Annotated in this window: 12 protein-coding genes and 1 pseudogene; 9 read left to right on the forward strand and 4 right to left on the reverse strand. The window is 50.6% G+C overall.

The genetic code is table 11. The features are described from left to right. Nucleotides 1–160: 160 nt before the first annotated feature. Nucleotides 161–1,027, forward strand: a complete 867-nt coding sequence (locus tag BEG40_RS15760; RefSeq protein ID WP_105285712.1) for an aldo/keto reductase family oxidoreductase — start codon at nucleotides 161–163, stop codon at nucleotides 1,025–1,027. Between the two features lie 39 nt (nucleotides 1,028–1,066). On the opposite strand, the gene azoR is transcribed toward BEG40_RS15760, so the two are convergent. Beyond that, entirely contained in the window at nucleotides 1,067–1,672 is a 606-nt protein-coding gene (gene azoR / locus BEG40_RS15765) for an FMN-dependent NADH-azoreductase (RefSeq protein ID WP_000048935.1), read from the reverse strand. A 200-nt stretch (nucleotides 1,673–1,872) separates the two neighbouring features. Here azoR and hrpA point away from each other — a divergent pair, with 200 nt between their 5' ends. The 5 genes and pseudogenes from hrpA to BEG40_RS15790 all read left to right on the forward strand — a co-directional run. Next, on the forward strand, nucleotides 1,873–5,775 hold the full coding sequence (gene hrpA / locus BEG40_RS15770) for an ATP-dependent RNA helicase HrpA (RefSeq protein WP_105285713.1): 3,903 nt from the start codon (nucleotides 1,873–1,875) through the stop codon (nucleotides 5,773–5,775). A gap of 272 nt (nucleotides 5,776–6,047) precedes the next feature. After that, nucleotides 6,048–6,848 carry a DUF218 domain-containing protein YdcF gene (gene ydcF, locus BEG40_RS15775; RefSeq protein ID WP_105285714.1) on the forward strand — a complete coding sequence of 267 codons (801 nt, stop codon included), beginning with the start codon at nucleotides 6,048–6,050 and terminating at the stop codon, nucleotides 6,846–6,848. A gap of 526 nt (nucleotides 6,849–7,374) precedes the next feature. Then, the gene (locus BEG40_RS15780) at nucleotides 7,375–9,063 is read left to right on the forward strand and encodes a T6SS phospholipase effector Tle1-like catalytic domain-containing protein (protein WP_105285715.1); all 1,689 of its coding nucleotides are present in this window, start codon (nucleotides 7,375–7,377) and stop codon (nucleotides 9,061–9,063) included. Nucleotides 9,064–9,073: 10 nt separating this feature from the next. Next, nucleotides 9,074–9,760, forward strand: a complete 687-nt coding sequence (locus BEG40_RS15785) for a DUF2931 family protein (RefSeq protein WP_105285716.1) — start codon at nucleotides 9,074–9,076, stop codon at nucleotides 9,758–9,760. 90 nt (nucleotides 9,761–9,850) lie between these two features. Continuing rightward, nucleotides 9,851–10,073: pseudogene (locus tag BEG40_RS15790) on the forward strand (aldehyde dehydrogenase family protein); the annotation flags it as partial. A 95-nt stretch (nucleotides 10,074–10,168) separates the two neighbouring features. Here BEG40_RS15790 and gap read toward each other — a convergent pair. Next, nucleotides 10,169–11,170, reverse strand: a complete 1,002-nt coding sequence (gene gap / locus BEG40_RS15795; RefSeq protein WP_000048677.1) for a type I glyceraldehyde-3-phosphate dehydrogenase — start codon at nucleotides 11,168–11,170, stop codon at nucleotides 10,169–10,171. Nucleotides 11,171–11,358: 188 nt separating this feature from the next. On the opposite strand from gap, the gene cybB reads away from it, so the two are divergent. Beyond that, a complete protein-coding gene (gene cybB, locus BEG40_RS15800) occupies nucleotides 11,359–11,889 on the forward strand; it encodes a cytochrome b561 (RefSeq protein WP_105285717.1) in 531 nt (176 codons plus the stop codon). Between the two features lie 273 nt (nucleotides 11,890–12,162). Further along, nucleotides 12,163–12,336 carry a YdcA family protein gene (locus tag BEG40_RS15805; RefSeq protein WP_000712683.1) on the forward strand — a complete coding sequence of 58 codons (174 nt, stop codon included), beginning with the start codon at nucleotides 12,163–12,165 and terminating at the stop codon, nucleotides 12,334–12,336. A 72-nt stretch (nucleotides 12,337–12,408) separates the two neighbouring features. Here the strand turns inward: BEG40_RS15805 and BEG40_RS15810 are convergent, their stop codons facing one another. Beyond that, the gene (locus BEG40_RS15810) at nucleotides 12,409–12,558 is read right to left on the reverse strand and encodes a type I toxin-antitoxin system Hok/Gef family toxin (RefSeq protein ID WP_024165206.1); all 150 of its coding nucleotides are present in this window, start codon (nucleotides 12,556–12,558) and stop codon (nucleotides 12,409–12,411) included. A 400-nt stretch (nucleotides 12,559–12,958) separates the two neighbouring features. On the opposite strand from BEG40_RS15810, the gene BEG40_RS15815 reads away from it, so the two are divergent. Beyond that, nucleotides 12,959–14,599 (forward strand): methyl-accepting chemotaxis protein, encoded by a 1,641-nt coding sequence (locus tag BEG40_RS15815; protein ID WP_000557616.1) that lies wholly within the window; start codon nucleotides 12,959–12,961, stop codon nucleotides 14,597–14,599. Nucleotides 14,600–14,636: 37 nt separating this feature from the next. On the opposite strand, the gene BEG40_RS15820 is transcribed toward BEG40_RS15815, so the two are convergent. Continuing rightward, entirely contained in the window at nucleotides 14,637–15,560 is a 924-nt protein-coding gene (locus BEG40_RS15820; RefSeq protein WP_000414571.1) for a LysR substrate-binding domain-containing protein, read from the reverse strand. Nucleotides 15,561–15,715: the final 155 nt, after the last annotated feature.

Below are 15,715 nucleotides of genomic sequence, written 5' to 3' on the forward strand. Positions count from 1 at the left end.
TTATTGCCGAATACGATCTTATACAGCCTGAGTTTTGGCAGTCTTTCAGGTCAAATAAGTGCTACGCATCCAGTAATCTTATTTATGCCTTCACATCATTTATCTCTTTTCATTTCTATACTGATTTTTCTTTATCCGTTTTATTAAAGGGCAGGATGTTATGAGCAGCGACACATTTACTCTCGGGACAAAATCCGTTAACCGTCTTGGTTATGGTGCGATGCAGCTGGCAGGGCCTGGTGTTTTCGGTCCGCCGAAAGATCGCCATGTTGCTATTACCGTGCTGCGTGAGGCACTTGCTTTGGGCGTTAATCACATTGATACCAGCGACTTTTATGGCCCGCACATCACCAACCAGATCATCCGTGAAGCACTGCATCCCTATTCTGACGACCTGACGATTGTCACCAAAATTGGCGCTCGCCGTGGTGAGGATGCCTCCTGGCTGCCCGCATTCTCTCCCGCTGAACTGAAAAAGGCGGTGCATGACAACCTGCGAAATCTGGGGCTTGATGTGCTGGATGTGGTTAACCTGCGCGTAATGCTGGGGGATGGTCACGGTCCGACGGAAGGATCGATTGAAGCCAGCTTGACCGTGCTGGCAGAGATGCAGCAGCAGGGACTGGTAAAACATATCGGTTTGAGCAATGTCACGCCGACACAAGTCGCTGAAGCGTGCAAAATCGCTGAAATCGTTTGTGTGCAAAACGAATACAACATTGCACACCGTGCCGATGACGCATTAATTGATACTTTGGCTCGCGATGGTATTGCGTACGTGCCGTTCTTCCCGCTCGGCGGTTTTACGCCGCTGCAATCCTCCACACTTTCGGATGTTGCTGCAAGCCTGGGCGTGACACCAATGCAGGTGGCGCTGGCGTGGCTGTTGCAACGTTCAGCGAATATTTTGCTGATCCCCGGGACATCTTCCATTGCGCACTTGCGGGAGAATATGGCTGCAGGGAAATTAGTGTTATCTGATGATGTGTTGGCAACACTGGACAGCATTGCGAAAAAGGCGGGTTAAGTAAAAAGCCTCCCGCACTTGCAGGAGGCCTCTTAAAACTTATGCTGCAACAACTGCGTCAATTGCTGCTTTGGCGTCTGCCTGCGCTTTCGCAGCCATTTCCGGACCGTAGGCAATACCTTCCGCAAAGACGAATTTCACATTGGTAATGCCGATAAAGCCCAGGAACGTGGACAGATACGGCGTCACCAGATCCGTCGGCCCATCTTTATGGATACCGCCACGGCTGGTAATCACGATGGCTTTTTTACCTGTTACCAGACCTTCCGGACCGTTTTCGGTGTAGCGGAAAGTAACGCCTGCACGCGCAACCAGGTCAAAATAGTTTTTCAGCTGAGTCGAGATGTTGAAGTTATACATTGGTGCCGCAATCACGATAACGTCATGGGCTTTCAGCTCGGCAATCAGCTCATCGGAAAGCGCCAGAGCTTCCTGTTGACGTGGGGTCAGCGGTGCATCGCTCGGACGCAGAGCGCCAACCAGTTCGCCATCCAGCACCGGAATCGGATTTGCTGCCAGGTCACGAACGGTGATTTCATCAGCAGTGTGCTTTTCGCGCCATTGTTCAACAAAATAATCGGACAACAAATTAGACTGAGAGTACCCTGCCAGGATGCTGGATTTAAGAACTAATACCTTGCTCATGGTGTTTCCTTATAGATGTTTGAATGGGCGATGCCCCGTTGCTTGTTGACACTTTATTCACAATCCTGCCACAGAGATAGCGCAATAAATCGAAGCCTATGTTCGAATTTATTGAACAACGCATAGAAAGCCGCGATGTGGTACTCTATATCTATCATTTAAAAGAAAATTAATCAGGCAGACTACTGCCCTCTAACGTTATGACAGAACAACAAAAATTGACCTTTAATGTCTTGCAACAGCGGCTGGATTCGCTAATGCTGCGTGACAGGCTGCGCTTTTCCCGCCGTCTGCATGGTGTGAAAAAGGTTAAAAATCCTGATGCACAACAGGCCATTTTCCAGGAAATGGCAAAAGAGATTGACCAGGCGGCAGGGAAAGTCCTGCTGCGTGAAGCGGCGCGTCCGGAGATTACTTATCCGGACAATTTGCCGGTTAGTCAGAAAAAACAGGACATTCTCGAAGCGATTCGTGACCACCAGGTCGTCATCGTTGCCGGGGAAACGGGGTCAGGTAAAACCACTCAGTTACCGAAAATCTGTATGGAACTGGGGCGCGGAATTAAAGGGCTGATCGGTCATACCCAACCGCGCCGTCTGGCAGCAAGAACCGTCGCGAATCGTATTGCCGAAGAGTTGCAGACCGAGCCGGGGGGTTGCATCGGTTATAAGGTTCGTTTTAGCGATCACGTTAGTGATAACACGATGGTCAAACTGATGACTGACGGTATCTTGCTGGCGGAGATCCAGCAAGACCGCCTGCTGATGCAGTACGACACCATCATCATCGATGAAGCGCACGAGCGTAGCCTGAACATTGATTTTCTGCTCGGTTATCTGAAAGAGTTGCTGCCGCGTCGTCCAGATCTGAAAGTGATCATCACCTCGGCGACCATCGATCCTGAACGTTTCTCACGTCACTTTAATAATGCGCCGATTATCGAAGTCTCCGGTCGCACTTATCCGGTGGAAGTGCGCTATCGCCCGATTGTTGAAGAAGCGGATGACACCGAACGCGACCAGTTGCAGGCCATTTTCGATGCCGTAGAAGAGCTAAGCCAGGAAACTCCTGGTGATATCCTGATCTTTATGAGCGGCGAGCGGGAAATTCGCGATACCGCCGATGCGCTGAACAAGCTGAACTTACGTCATACCGAAATCTTGCCGCTTTACGCACGACTGTCGAACAGCGAACAAAATAGGGTGTTCCAGTCGCACAGCGGGCGGCGCATTGTGCTGGCGACCAACGTCGCGGAAACTTCGCTGACTGTACCGGGGATTAAATACGTTATCGACCCCGGTACGGCGCGTATCAGCCGCTACAGCTATCGCACTAAAGTACAGCGTTTGCCGATTGAGCCAATTTCGCAGGCTTCTGCTAATCAGCGTAAAGGCCGTTGTGGTCGTGTGTCCGAAGGGATCTGTATTCGTCTCTATTCCGAAGACGATTTCCTCTCGCGCCCGGAGTTTACCGACCCGGAAATTCTGCGTACCAACCTGGCCTCGGTTATTTTGCAGATGACTGCGCTGGGGCTGGGCGATATTGCCGCGTTCCCGTTTGTCGAAGCGCCGGATAAACGCAATATCCAGGATGGCGTGCGTCTGCTCGAAGAGCTGGGCGCGATCACCACTGATGAACAGGCCAGCGCCTATAAACTGACGCCACTCGGTCGCCAGCTCTCGCAGTTGCCTGTCGACCCACGTCTGGCGCGTATGGTGCTGGAAGCGCAAAAACATGGTTGCGTGCGTGAGGCGATGATTATCACGTCCGCGCTTTCCATTCAGGATCCGCGCGAACGTCCGATTGACAAACAGCAGGCATCGGACGAAAAACATCGTCGCTTCCACGACAAAGAGTCTGACTTCCTGGCGTTTGTGAATCTGTGGAATTATCTTGGCGAGCAGCAAAAGGCGCTTTCTTCAAACGCCTTCCGTCGCCTGTGTCGTACCGATTATCTCAACTATCTGCGTGTGCGCGAATGGCAGGATATCTACACCCAGTTGCGTCAGGTGGTGAAAGAACTTGGCATTCCGGTCAACAGCGAACCGGCGGAGTATCGCGAAATTCACATCGCCTTACTGACCGGTTTGCTTTCGCATATCGGCATGAAAGATGCCGATAAACAGGAATATACCGGCGCACGTAACGCGCGTTTTTCCATCTTCCCCGGTTCTGGTTTATTCAAAAAGCCACCGAAATGGGTAATGGTGGCGGAACTGGTAGAAACCAGCCGCCTGTGGGGGCGTATTGCGGCGCGCATCGATCCGGAATGGGTTGAACCCGTTGCTCAGCATTTGATTAAACGCACCTACAGCGAACCGCACTGGGAACGAGCGCAGGGCGCGGTGATGGCGACGGAAAAAGTTACCGTATATGGCCTGCCTATTGTTGCCGCGCGTAAGGTCAACTACAGCCAGATCGATCCAGCGTTATGTCGAGAACTCTTTATCCGTCATGCGCTGGTGGAAGGTGACTGGCAGACGCGCCACGCATTCTTTCGCGAGAACCTGAAACTGCGGGCGGAAGTGGAAGAGCTGGAACACAAATCACGTCGCCGCGATATTCTGGTGGATGACGAAACGCTGTTTGAGTTTTACGACCAGCGCATCAGTCACGATGTCATCTCCTCGCGCCACTTCGACAGCTGGTGGAAAAAGGTCAGCCGCGAAACGCCTGATTTGCTCAACTTTGAAAAGAGCATGTTGATCAAAGAAGGTGCGGAAAAAATCAGCAAGCTGGATTACCCGAACTTCTGGCATCAGGGCAATCTCAAGCTGCGTTTAAGTTATCAGTTTGAGCCAGGGGCGGATGCGGACGGCGTGACGGTACATATCCCGCTGCCGTTACTTAACCAGGTGGAAGAGAGCGGGTTTGAGTGGCAGATCCCCGGTCTGCGCCGCGAACTGGTGATTGCTCTGATTAAATCGTTGCCGAAACCGGTACGGCGTAATTTTGTACCCGCGCCAAACTACGCCGAAGCGTTCTTAGGCCGCGTCACGCCACTGGAGCTGCCGTTGCTCGACAGCCTTGAGCGCGAGCTGCGGCGGATGACCGGCGTTACCGTTGACCGCGAGGACTGGCACTGGGATCAGGTGCCCGATCACCTGAAAATCACCTTCCGCGTGGTGGATGACAAAAACAAGAAGCTAAAAGAAGGGCGCTCATTACAAGATTTGAAAGACGCGCTGAAAGGCAAAGTGCAGGAAACGCTGTCTGCGGTGGCGGATGACGGTATTGAGCAGAGCGGCTTACATATCTGGAGTTTTGGTCAACTGCCGGAAAGCTATGAACAGAAACGTGGTAACTACAAAGTGAAAGCGTGGCCGGCGCTGGTGGATGAACGCGACAGCGTAGCGATCAAACTGTTTGATAATCCGCTGGAACAAAAGCAAGCGATGTGGAACGGTCTTCGCCGTTTGCTGCTGCTGAATATTCCATCGCCGATCAAATATTTACATGAGAAGTTGCCAAACAAAGCCAAGTTAGGGCTGTACTTTAACCCATATGGCAAAGTACTGGAGCTGATCGACGACTGTATCTCCTGCGGTGTGGATAAATTGATCGATGCCAACGGTGGCCCAGTCTGGACGGAAGAAGGCTTTGTTGCGCTGCATGAAAAAGTGCGCGCCGAACTGAACGACACGGTGGTGGATATTGCGAAGCAGGTCGAGCAAATCCTCACAGCGGTGTTCAATATCAATAAACGCCTGAAAGGGCGCGTTGATATGACGATGGCGCTGGGACTTTCAGATATCAAAGCGCAGATGGGCGGGCTGGTATATCGCGGTTTTGTCACCGGTAACGGCTTCAAACGTCTGGGTGATACGCTGCGTTATTTGCAGGCGATTGAAAAACGCCTGGAGAAACTGGCGGTTGATCCACACCGCGACCGCGCCCAGATGCTGAAAGTCGAAAACGTCCAGCAGGCGTGGCAGCAGTGGATCAACAAATTGCCGCCAGCACGTCGTGAAGATGAAGACGTAAAAGAGATTCGCTGGATGATTGAAGAGCTGCGCGTCAGTTACTTCGCCCAACAACTCGGTACGCCGTATCCGATTTCAGATAAGCGTATTCTGCAAGCGATGGAGCAAATTAGCGGATAACGCTGCTATTTGCCTGATAAATCTAAAACCCGGTAAGCATATGCTGCCGGGTTTTTTATTAAATCTGAAAACGATAAGGGCAAAAGTTCAGGGATTCAGGAGAATACAATTCTCTGCTGCAAGATGAATAATGTTTATCTACAGCTTTTCTGTAAAACATATGCCAGGTTTGCGGAGAGGCGATTAACGAAATACGACCTCCTCCTTTCAGAGTGCTCCGCTTCTCATTATTATCTCACGCAGTATTCTTAAGGGAACGAGAAGGCGGAACCATGAATATTACCCCGTTTCCGACGCTTTCGGCGGCAACCATCGATGCCATAAACGTTATCGGTCGATGGCTGGCGCAGGATGATTTCTCCGGTGCAGCTCCGTATCAGGCTGATTGCGTGATCCTTGCAGGTAATGCGGTTATCCCTACTATCGACGCCGCTTGCAAGATTGCCCGAGATCAGCAAATTCCGTTACTGATTAGCGGTGGTATCGGTCACTCGACAACATTTTTATACAGTGCCATCGCCCGGCATCCGCATTACAACACCATTCGCACAACAGGCAGGTCAGAAGCTACCATCCTGGCGGATATTGCCCATCAGTTCTGGCATATTCCACATGAAAAAATCTTGATTGAAGACCAGTCAACAAACTGCGGAGAAAATGCCCGCTTCAGTATCGCGTTACTGAATCAGGCCAAAGAACGGGTTCACACGGCTATTGTCGTGCAGGACCCCACCATGCAGCGGCGCACGATGGCGACGTTCCGCCGTATGACCGGGGACAACCCCGATGCACCACGCTGGTTAAGTTATCCGGGATTTATACCACAATTAGTGAATAACGCAGACAGTGTCGCATTTGCTAATCTACTGGAAGGATTATGGCCAGTTGAGCGTTATTTATCGCTTCTTACTGGCGAGCTACCTCGTTTGCGTGATGATAGCAATGGCTATGGGCCACGCGGGCGCGATTTTATCGTTCATGTTGACTTTCCCGCTGAAGTCACCCAGGCCTGGCAGACGCTGAAACACGACGCTGTGCTTATTGAAGCGATGGAAAGTCGTTCACTACGTTAAAAATTGCCCGTTTGTGAAATACCGTTGGCAAACGGGCATGACTCTTTACTTTTACTTCTGCCTTTTATTCCTTTCACACTTGTTTTTATGAAGCCCTTCACAGAATCGTTTTTCCACGATGCTGTCATCTACGATGATTGATGTTTACACAGGAACAGACTTTTTTGACCGGGACGAGTCGCGTTTGCTTACTGACGAGCTTTCCCTGCTAGCTGGAATGACCAATACAGGGCCATTATCCTGAATACACCTTCAGTTGTTGTGAATGCTATTGCTCAGCAGATCGGATGCACTCCGGTATCTCTTCCGCTTCAGGGACGGCAGGCACCGCACCTTGTATCCTCCCGTTAAATCCGGGTGACAGAGCATATCAGTGGCTCCGTTGCTGTCGGTGAACACCAGGAATCCATACATTTGAATATGGCAACTGCATCTTGTGCAGAAGATAGAGCGTTGATTTTATTTAAGAACTGAAGGGGGGAGTATGATGTGCCTGATTTAACCTTTCAGACAAAATGGATTTTTTATGGCAGCAGGCGAGAATACTGAGCCGGGTAATACCGGCTATCACCGGTATGAAACTACCGGGGAGAACACGCACTACACCGATGTTTTATGCAGTGGAAAAGTCATCCGGTGCCGGCGGGTGCCGGTCAGAGGGATCACGCTGACGGTGGGGGTGTTCTTTGATGGTACCGGGAATAACCGGGCAAACGCAGACGATCTGCGGTTGGCGTATGCCCACTGCGCCGGTTTGGTCGGTGAGGAACGAGCCAGGGCGTGCGCGAAGTATGAAGAACACGCCAGAGAGGGGGCAGGCAACGCCAGCTGGCAGGGCGGCATCACCAATATTTCCCGGCTCAATGACCTTTACAAATCTGATACTGCCCTTGGTGAAGATGAGATGGAGGCGCAGGTGAAAGCCTACGTCAGCGGCATCGGGACGGCAGATGGGAAAAGCGACTCGTTGCTGGGGATGGGGCTGGGCAGCAGCCTTATCCGGCGGTTTGAGGGAGTGGTGACCAAGACCGATGAAGCTCTTGAGAAAATTGCTTCCGCACTGAATATATTTATCAGTCGTAACCGCGATAAAGCGGCGATCGCGAAGGTGCAGTTTGATGTGTTCGGGTTCAGTCGCGGCGCGGCAGCGGCACGGCACTTTGCCAACCGGGTGATGAACCAGGATACGGCGATAGTGGCTGCAATAGAGAACGGGCTGGATATGTCCAGATACCATGGAAAACCTGCGGGAGAGGTGCGCTTTCTGGGGCTTTTTGACACAGTGGCAGCCATCGGGAGCCTGCTGAATTTCTACGATATTAACGGACGCAGTAATCCTGGTGTCAACCTTGAGCTGCGTCCTTCCGTGGCGCAGAAGGTGTTTCAGATAAGCGCAATGCACGAGTGCCGTTATAACTTCAGTCTGAACAGCATCGCGGGGATGTGGCCGGAGCTGGCACTGCCGGGGGCGCATTCGGACATTGGCGGGGGCTACAACGCGGGTGAGGATGAGATTTCCCTGCTGACGATGCCGGACTTTGATGTGATACCGGAGAGCGCGGACGAGACGCAGACTGCGGTGTACCGTCAGGCGGAGAAGATGCGTCAGGCGCTGTTTTCACTGCCGGCGCTGAAGTACCTGATGCCACACGGTAAGGTGGAGACAAAAATGATTTCGTGGCCGCTGGTTAACCTTGACAAGGCTCGGGCTTTTATTTTTGAGAAGAAAGCCGGCGCGGCGGTGTTTATGACGCGCAGGGCGGTGCCGAACGACTGGGAAAAGGTGTGTATGCGGGTGATGCTCGATGCGGCACAGGACGCCGGGGTAATATTTGGAGATATTGACCCGCAAAACCCTGACACAGCTCTTCCTGCTGAGCTGGTTTCCCTGTGTGACAAAGCAACAGCCCAGGGGCGTGCGATCCGGCGTGGCGCAGAGCCGGAGGGCTTCACGGCGGAGGAGATGCGAACCATCGGGCGTTATCTGCACTGTTCGGCGAACTGGAACATCGACTCGGACCTGAGCCTGTGGGTGAGTCCGTCCTCGGGAGAGGTTTTTCTGCGAAACCACTATGCGCCGACTGACGACCGCTCGTTCGTGTGGCCGATGGCTCCGGGCAAAGGGTGGGTGCGGACGGTGTGGAGGATGGATGACCAGCAGCAGTGGGAAGACCGGGCGCGGGCGAACGTGGACGTGCTGGACGAACTGTTCTGAGGAGGAAGGGATGAGACGATTACCGCTGATGGTGGCCGTGCTGGGGGGCATTCTGCTTTCAGGCTGCCATGACCGCCGGGCAGGCGTAAAGACGCTGCTGGGAGACGGCGTGGAGCAGTGGGGAAAGAAGCTGCCTTACGATAACTGGAATTTTAGCTTTATATACCCGAAAAATCTGCCTGCACTAGTGACGATGGTGTACCTGGAGGACGGGGATATTCGGGAAAGTATCTTCCGTCGGTTAGATCCTATGGACATCAGTGATCTGAGTGTCGGGCACTGGCATGATTTGATAGGGGGGTATGGCGGGTATTTTAACCGGGGAAAAGCACTGCCGGTACGAATGACGGTGTGCTGGGACTCGGTTATTGACAAGAAAGCGTATGAAACGGAGATCTGGTTCAGCCGGGAGACGTGGCAGCAGATGGCTACGGCATATCCTGATCCGTATCATCCAGGTAAACCTTACTACCGGAAGCGAATGGCTGTTGGTCTTGCTCCAGGCGGTACTGTACGGATCTGGCTTGAGGATAACGGGAACCCATCCGTACTCCAGCAACCAGCCAGACAGTTTACCCTGACGGGGGATGATATGCTGATATGCAAAGGGGTAACGAAACATCCTAACGGGTATGTTTATTACGGAAAGACACCAGATTTCATCAGAGGGAAAACCTATCCGTATGGTAACTGGTAGGGCATAACGATGAGAAAACTCAAAAGGATCTTCTTGAGATCCTTTTGAGCATCAATCTGATTGTTTTGACGGGTTAAACTTCAATACTGCGAACGCGCCAGTGAAATCAGTGCGCTGATTGTCGAGTAAGGGGCAAAATCCAGCAATTGGCTGAAATCGAAGTGGGCGTGGCGTTATGAGGGAAAAATTATTCAAAGCGATCATATTCTTCTGTTTAAACGTGCTCTTGGCGTGACCACTGGTATTCTGCCGTGGAACTTCCCGTTCTTCCTTATTAATTGCCCACAAAATGTCGCCTGCTCTAGTGACCGGTAAACATGGCTTGCATGAGTACCTTCAAACCCAGGTAGTCTATTTACAGTCATAATGTGTAAAACAGGCGGAGGCATTTTTCTCCGCCTGTATCTGTCAGAGTTTGGCGAATTTTTCGAGAGTGCGAATAAGCTGGGTAACAAACCCATATTCGTTATCGTACCAGGCGACTGTTTTCACCAGTTGTAAATCGCCCACGGCGGTAATTTCCGTTTGCGTGGCATCAAACACCGAACCGAAATGGCTGCCAATGATATCGGAAGAGACTATTTCTTCATCGGTATAACCAAATGACTCGTTATTGTTTGTCGCTTTTTTAAGCGCGTTGTTCACCTCTTCGGCAGTGACTTTTTTCCCGAGAATAGACACCAGTTCGGTGACCGAACCTGTTTTCACGGGTACGCGTTGCGCATGGCCTTTCAGTTTGCCGCTCAGTTCCGGGATCACCAGGCCAATGGCTTTTGCCGCGCCAGTGGTGTGGGGAATGATATTTTCTGCCGCCGCACGTGAAGCGCGTAGATCTTTACCACGCGGACCATCCACCAGTGACTGGGTGCCGGTATAGGCATGAATGGTCGTCATCGTGCCGACTTCTATTCCAAAACTGTCGTGCAAGGCTTTGGCCATCGGCGCAAGACAGTTTGTGGTACATGACGCTACAGAAACAATGGTGTCGTTACCATCCAGAGTGTCGTCATTGACGTTATAAACGATAGTTTTCATCTCACCGGCAGGGGCGGAAATCAGTACTTTCCTGGCGCCAGCATCCAGATGCGCCTGCGATTTTTCAGCAGAGGTATAAAAGCCTGTACATTCGACAATGATTTCTGCACCTTTCGCTTTCCACGGAATATTTTTCGCCTCTTTTTCGGCGTAAACCGCAATGCTTTTCCCATCGACGATAAGTGAATCTTCAGTGAAATCAACGCTCCAGGGGAACGGGCCGTAGTTTGAATCATGTTTCAGCAGATAGGCGAGAATTTTCGGGGATGTGAGATCATTAATAGCGACAACGTCTATGTTGCTTTTGACCTCAAGTAATCGACGCAACACCAGTCGACCGATACGACCAAAACCGTTAATGCCAACTTTACTCATGGTTTTCTCCTGTAAGGAACTCTTGGGTGAAAATTGATCCTTTCCAGGCTTAGACCAGGATGGCGGGATGAGCAATCTACATTCGTGCAGCGAAACGTAACGTACTGAAAAAGGGCGAACAATATTTAATGAAATTTTAAGAAAAGCTGGTTATGTTAACGGAAAATTGTTTTAAAGCAGGAAATGTTATGGAAAATAAATACACAAGGTTACAAATTGGCATTCACTGGCTGGTCTTTTTGCTGGTTATTGCAGCCTATTGTGCAATGGAGTTTCGTGGCTTTTTCCCACGTAGCGATCGGCCGCTCATCAACATGATCCATGTTTCCTGCGGCATTTCAATTCTCGTACTAATGGTACTTCGTCTTGTGCTAAGGCTGAAATACCCAACCCCGCCAATTGTGCCTAAACCGAAACCGATGATAACGGGGCTCGCGCATCTCGGGCATCTGGTCATTTACCTGCTGTTTATCGCGCTGCCGCTGATTGGTATCGTGATGATGTATAACCGTGGCAATCCCTGGTTTGCGTTCGGTGTGACGATGCCTTACACGTCAGAGCCAAATTTCGAACTGGTGGATATTTTAAAGTCATGGCATGAAACGCTGGCAAATTTGGGATATTTCGTTATCGGGCTACATGCTGCTGCTGCATTGGCACACCACTATTTCTGGAAGGACAACACGCTTCTGCGCATGATGCCGCGTAAGCGTTCCTGACGACAATAAAAGAAAGCGCCTGTACTAAACCAGACCCGTGGTACAGGCGAAGAATACGGGTCTACATCGGAAGCATCTATTATATTTATTTGTATGACAAATAAAACCATAATTAGCCTTTATGTGTTTATCTGGTTCATATTTAACCAATTTATCTTTCAGTTAAGATTGAAATCCATTTTCCTCAATCTTTGATCTCGCTAAGTGAAATCAAGTCCACCCAGCGTATAACTTTTATACCGAACATAAGATTTGGTAAACAATGGAGGTTATATGAAAAAATTTGCACTTATCTTGTTTATGGGAATGCTTGTTTCGTTTTATGCCGATGCCGGGCGCAAGCCGTGTTCTGGTGCAAAAGGTGGAATATCCCACTGTACTGCTGGTGGCAAATTTGTTTGTAACGATGGATCTATCAGCGCATCGAAAAAGACATGTACTAACTGAAAGGAAAAAAGGGGTGCCATGAGAAAATGAACCTGCCGCCAGATGCGCGGGGAAAACTCCCCGCGCAGACCCTTACCTGGACTTACAGGCCATGAGAGCCGCCACCTCCTTATTACCGTCCCGGAACCGCAGTTCGTAGAGCGTTTGTCGGGTCAGAAGTGTGAATGCCAGTATTGTGAAACAAATAATGAGCAGACACACCACCAGGGGGTTGCGCTTCATAGCCTTTCTCCTTGCCGGATGGCAGGTAAGAGACTAACATCTGAATTGTGTGGTTCATTCGTTGGCCTCGATTGATAGAAATATCGGTCGGGGCCTTCGTCTTTCTGATTCCCGGTTAGCCTGAAAACAGAAAGTCTCAGGCACCCGCGATCATCCTATGCAGCTTCTCTTAGCAGGAAAATAATCACTTTGCGAAAGTGCGTAACGCTTTCCAGAATTTCACGCAATACACCTCACAAAGCATCCTTATTCGCCAGCCTATTCATTGCGGCGCCCGATGATCTGTTAACGCATAAAATGTTGTAAAAATGTGAAGTGAAAACGTTTTTGGCAGTAAGCAATTACCACCGATTGCCGATGATTCTCTCTCGGGAGTAAATCTGGAAGAGAGACAACGGCCATGCATACAACACCCTCACACCGCTTAGGTTTTTTATATCACATCAGGCTGGTTCCGCTATTTGCCTGTATTCTGGGCGGCATATTACTTCTATTTGCCCTGAGTTCAGCTCTGGCTGGGTATTTTCTCTGGCAGGCTGACCGCGATCAGCGTGACGCTACTGCGGAGATCCAGACTCGCACCGGTTTGGCAAATAGCTCTGATTATCTGCGTTCAGCCCGCATCAATATGATTCAGGCCGGGGCGGCGAGCCGTATCGCAGAAATGGAAGAGATGAAGCGAAATATTGCACAAGCGGAATTGCAGATTAAACAATCGCAGCAAGGTTATCGTACTTACCAGAATCGCCAGGTGAAAACGGCTGCAGATGAAGCTCTGGATGCTGAATTAAATCAACGTTTTCAGGCTTATATAACTGGCCTCCTGCCTATGCTGAAATATGCCAAAAACGGCATGTTTGAAGCGATTATTAATCATGAAAGTGAGCAGATCCGAACGCTGGATAATAGTTATACCCATATATTAAACAAAGCCGTTGAAATACGTAGCGCCAGAGCGAACCACCTGGCGGAGCAGGCGCATCAGCGCACTCGACTGGGTGTGATGTTTATGATTGGTGCGTTTATCCTTGCCCTGGTCATGACGCTGATGACCTTCATCGTTTTGCGTCGGATTGTGATTCGACCTCTGCAACATGCCGCGCAACGTATTGAACAAATCGCCGGTGGCGATCTGACAATGAACGACGAACCGACGGGGCGCAGCGAAATAGGACGATTAAGTCGTCATCTACAGAAAATGCAGCATTCTCTGGTGATGACCGTCGGGACGGTACGCCAGGGGGCGGAGGAGATTTATCGCGGCACCAGCGAAATCTCCGCTGGCAATGCTGACCTTTCTTCGCGCACGGAAGAACAGGCGGCGGCGATTGAACAAACCGCTGCCAGCATGGAGCAACTCACCGCGACGGTGAAACAGAATGCGGACAATGCACACCACGCGAGCCGTCTGGCACAAGAGGCTTCCGTTAAAGCCAGCGATGGCGGGAAGACAGTCTCCGGCGTGGTGAAAACGATGGGCGATATCTCCAGTAGCTCGAAAAAAATTTCCGAAATTACCGCCGTGATCAACAGTATTGCTTTCCAGACAAATATTCTGGCGCTCAATGCCGCCGTTGAAGCTGCGCGAGCTGGTGAGCAAGGTCGCGGATTTGCGGTTGTCGCCAGCGAAGTGCGTACACTTGCCAGTCGCAGCGCCCAGGCGGCGAAAGAAATTGAAAGCTTGATTAGCGAATCAGTCAGATTAATTGGGCAAGGGTCAGATGAGGTTACAACCGCCGGGAAAACGATGAGTGCCATTGTGGATGCCGTGGCGAGCGTCACACATATCATGCAGGAAATTGCCGCTGCCTCGGATGAGCAAAGCAGGGGGATAACGCAGGTCAGCCAGGCGATTTCTGAAATGGATAAAGTAACGCAACAGAATGCTTCTCTGGTGGAAGAGGCCTCTGCAGCGGCAGTGTCTCTTGAAGAGCAGGCGGCACGATTAACTGAGGCTGTGGATGTATTCCGCCTGAAGAAACAATCGTTACCTGCGAATCAACGAGGGGCAGGGCGCTCGGTTAGTTTGGCAACGGCGTGATAATGTCAAAGAAGGGATCGCAAGATCCCTTCACTTTTCAGAACGGCATTGATTTCCGAATTGCGTTAATCATTAGCTGACAGCCGGAAGAGAGCGTTGCATCTACGCGGGTCAGTATTCCAATAGGTTCGCCTGCGCCATGTCCCGGAACAGGTAGCGCCACCAGCGTGGCATGACGCAGGTCGTCTTTTACAGCGCCAGAAGGGACAAACCACACATAGTCATATTCAACCGTAAGCTGACGCGAAAGCGATGCTGAAAGCGTTTCAATACAACCCGAAGGAATTTTGCAGCCCTGGCTTTGTACTAACGCATCTGAATGTTGGCGGGGCGCAGTGCCTTCTGGCGATACGACAACCGGCCATTCCAGCACCCGACTTAACGTCACGTTTTCCTGAAGAAGCGGGTGGTTAGGCCGGACAACCAGTTTCAGTGATTCGAGAAACAGCAATTCGTAATTAAGCCCGGTCATCAGTTCAGGATCTGACATCCGACCAACACCGATATCAATTTCCCCCGTTTTTAAGCCTGCCAGAATCATGGTGTTACTCATAGTGGCAACTTGCAGAGTGGTCTCTTTTTGTTGCTGATGAAACTGACCAATAACGGAAGGCAAGATCCCCAGTGCAGCAGTGGGTAATGCACCAACCCTTACAACATCATTGTTAAGCCCTTCTTTACGATTAAGCGCCTGACCTGCGGTGTTGATGGCGTCAAGCACTCTGACTGCATGGGTTAAAAATTGCTCGCCAGGTAAGGTAAGCTGTGCGCCCTGACGTCCACGGTCAAATAAGCGGGTGCCTGTCAATTGTTCAAGTTCATTCAATGTTTTAGAGAGCGCAGGTTGACTCAAATTAAGGGTTTCAGCCGCGCGCCCCAAAGTTCCTTGTTGTGCGACAGCTACGAAAGTATGAAGGTGGCGCAAACGGATGCGCTGACTAAACAGACTATTTTTTTCCATAAGCGATGTTAAAAACGAAGCGGTGCCGCTGACAAGTGAAGTTGTTTGATTATGATAACTTGATTGCAAAATATTATTAACATATAAAGCAGTTTTGTTACGTTTACAGGCATGGTTTTACTGATTTCGTGGGGAGATCACAGTTTGTAAATTCT

Source organism: Escherichia sp. MOD1-EC5495 (genome assembly GCF_002965965.1).
GTDB lineage: Bacteria > Pseudomonadota > Gammaproteobacteria > Enterobacterales > Enterobacteriaceae > Escherichia > Escherichia ruysiae.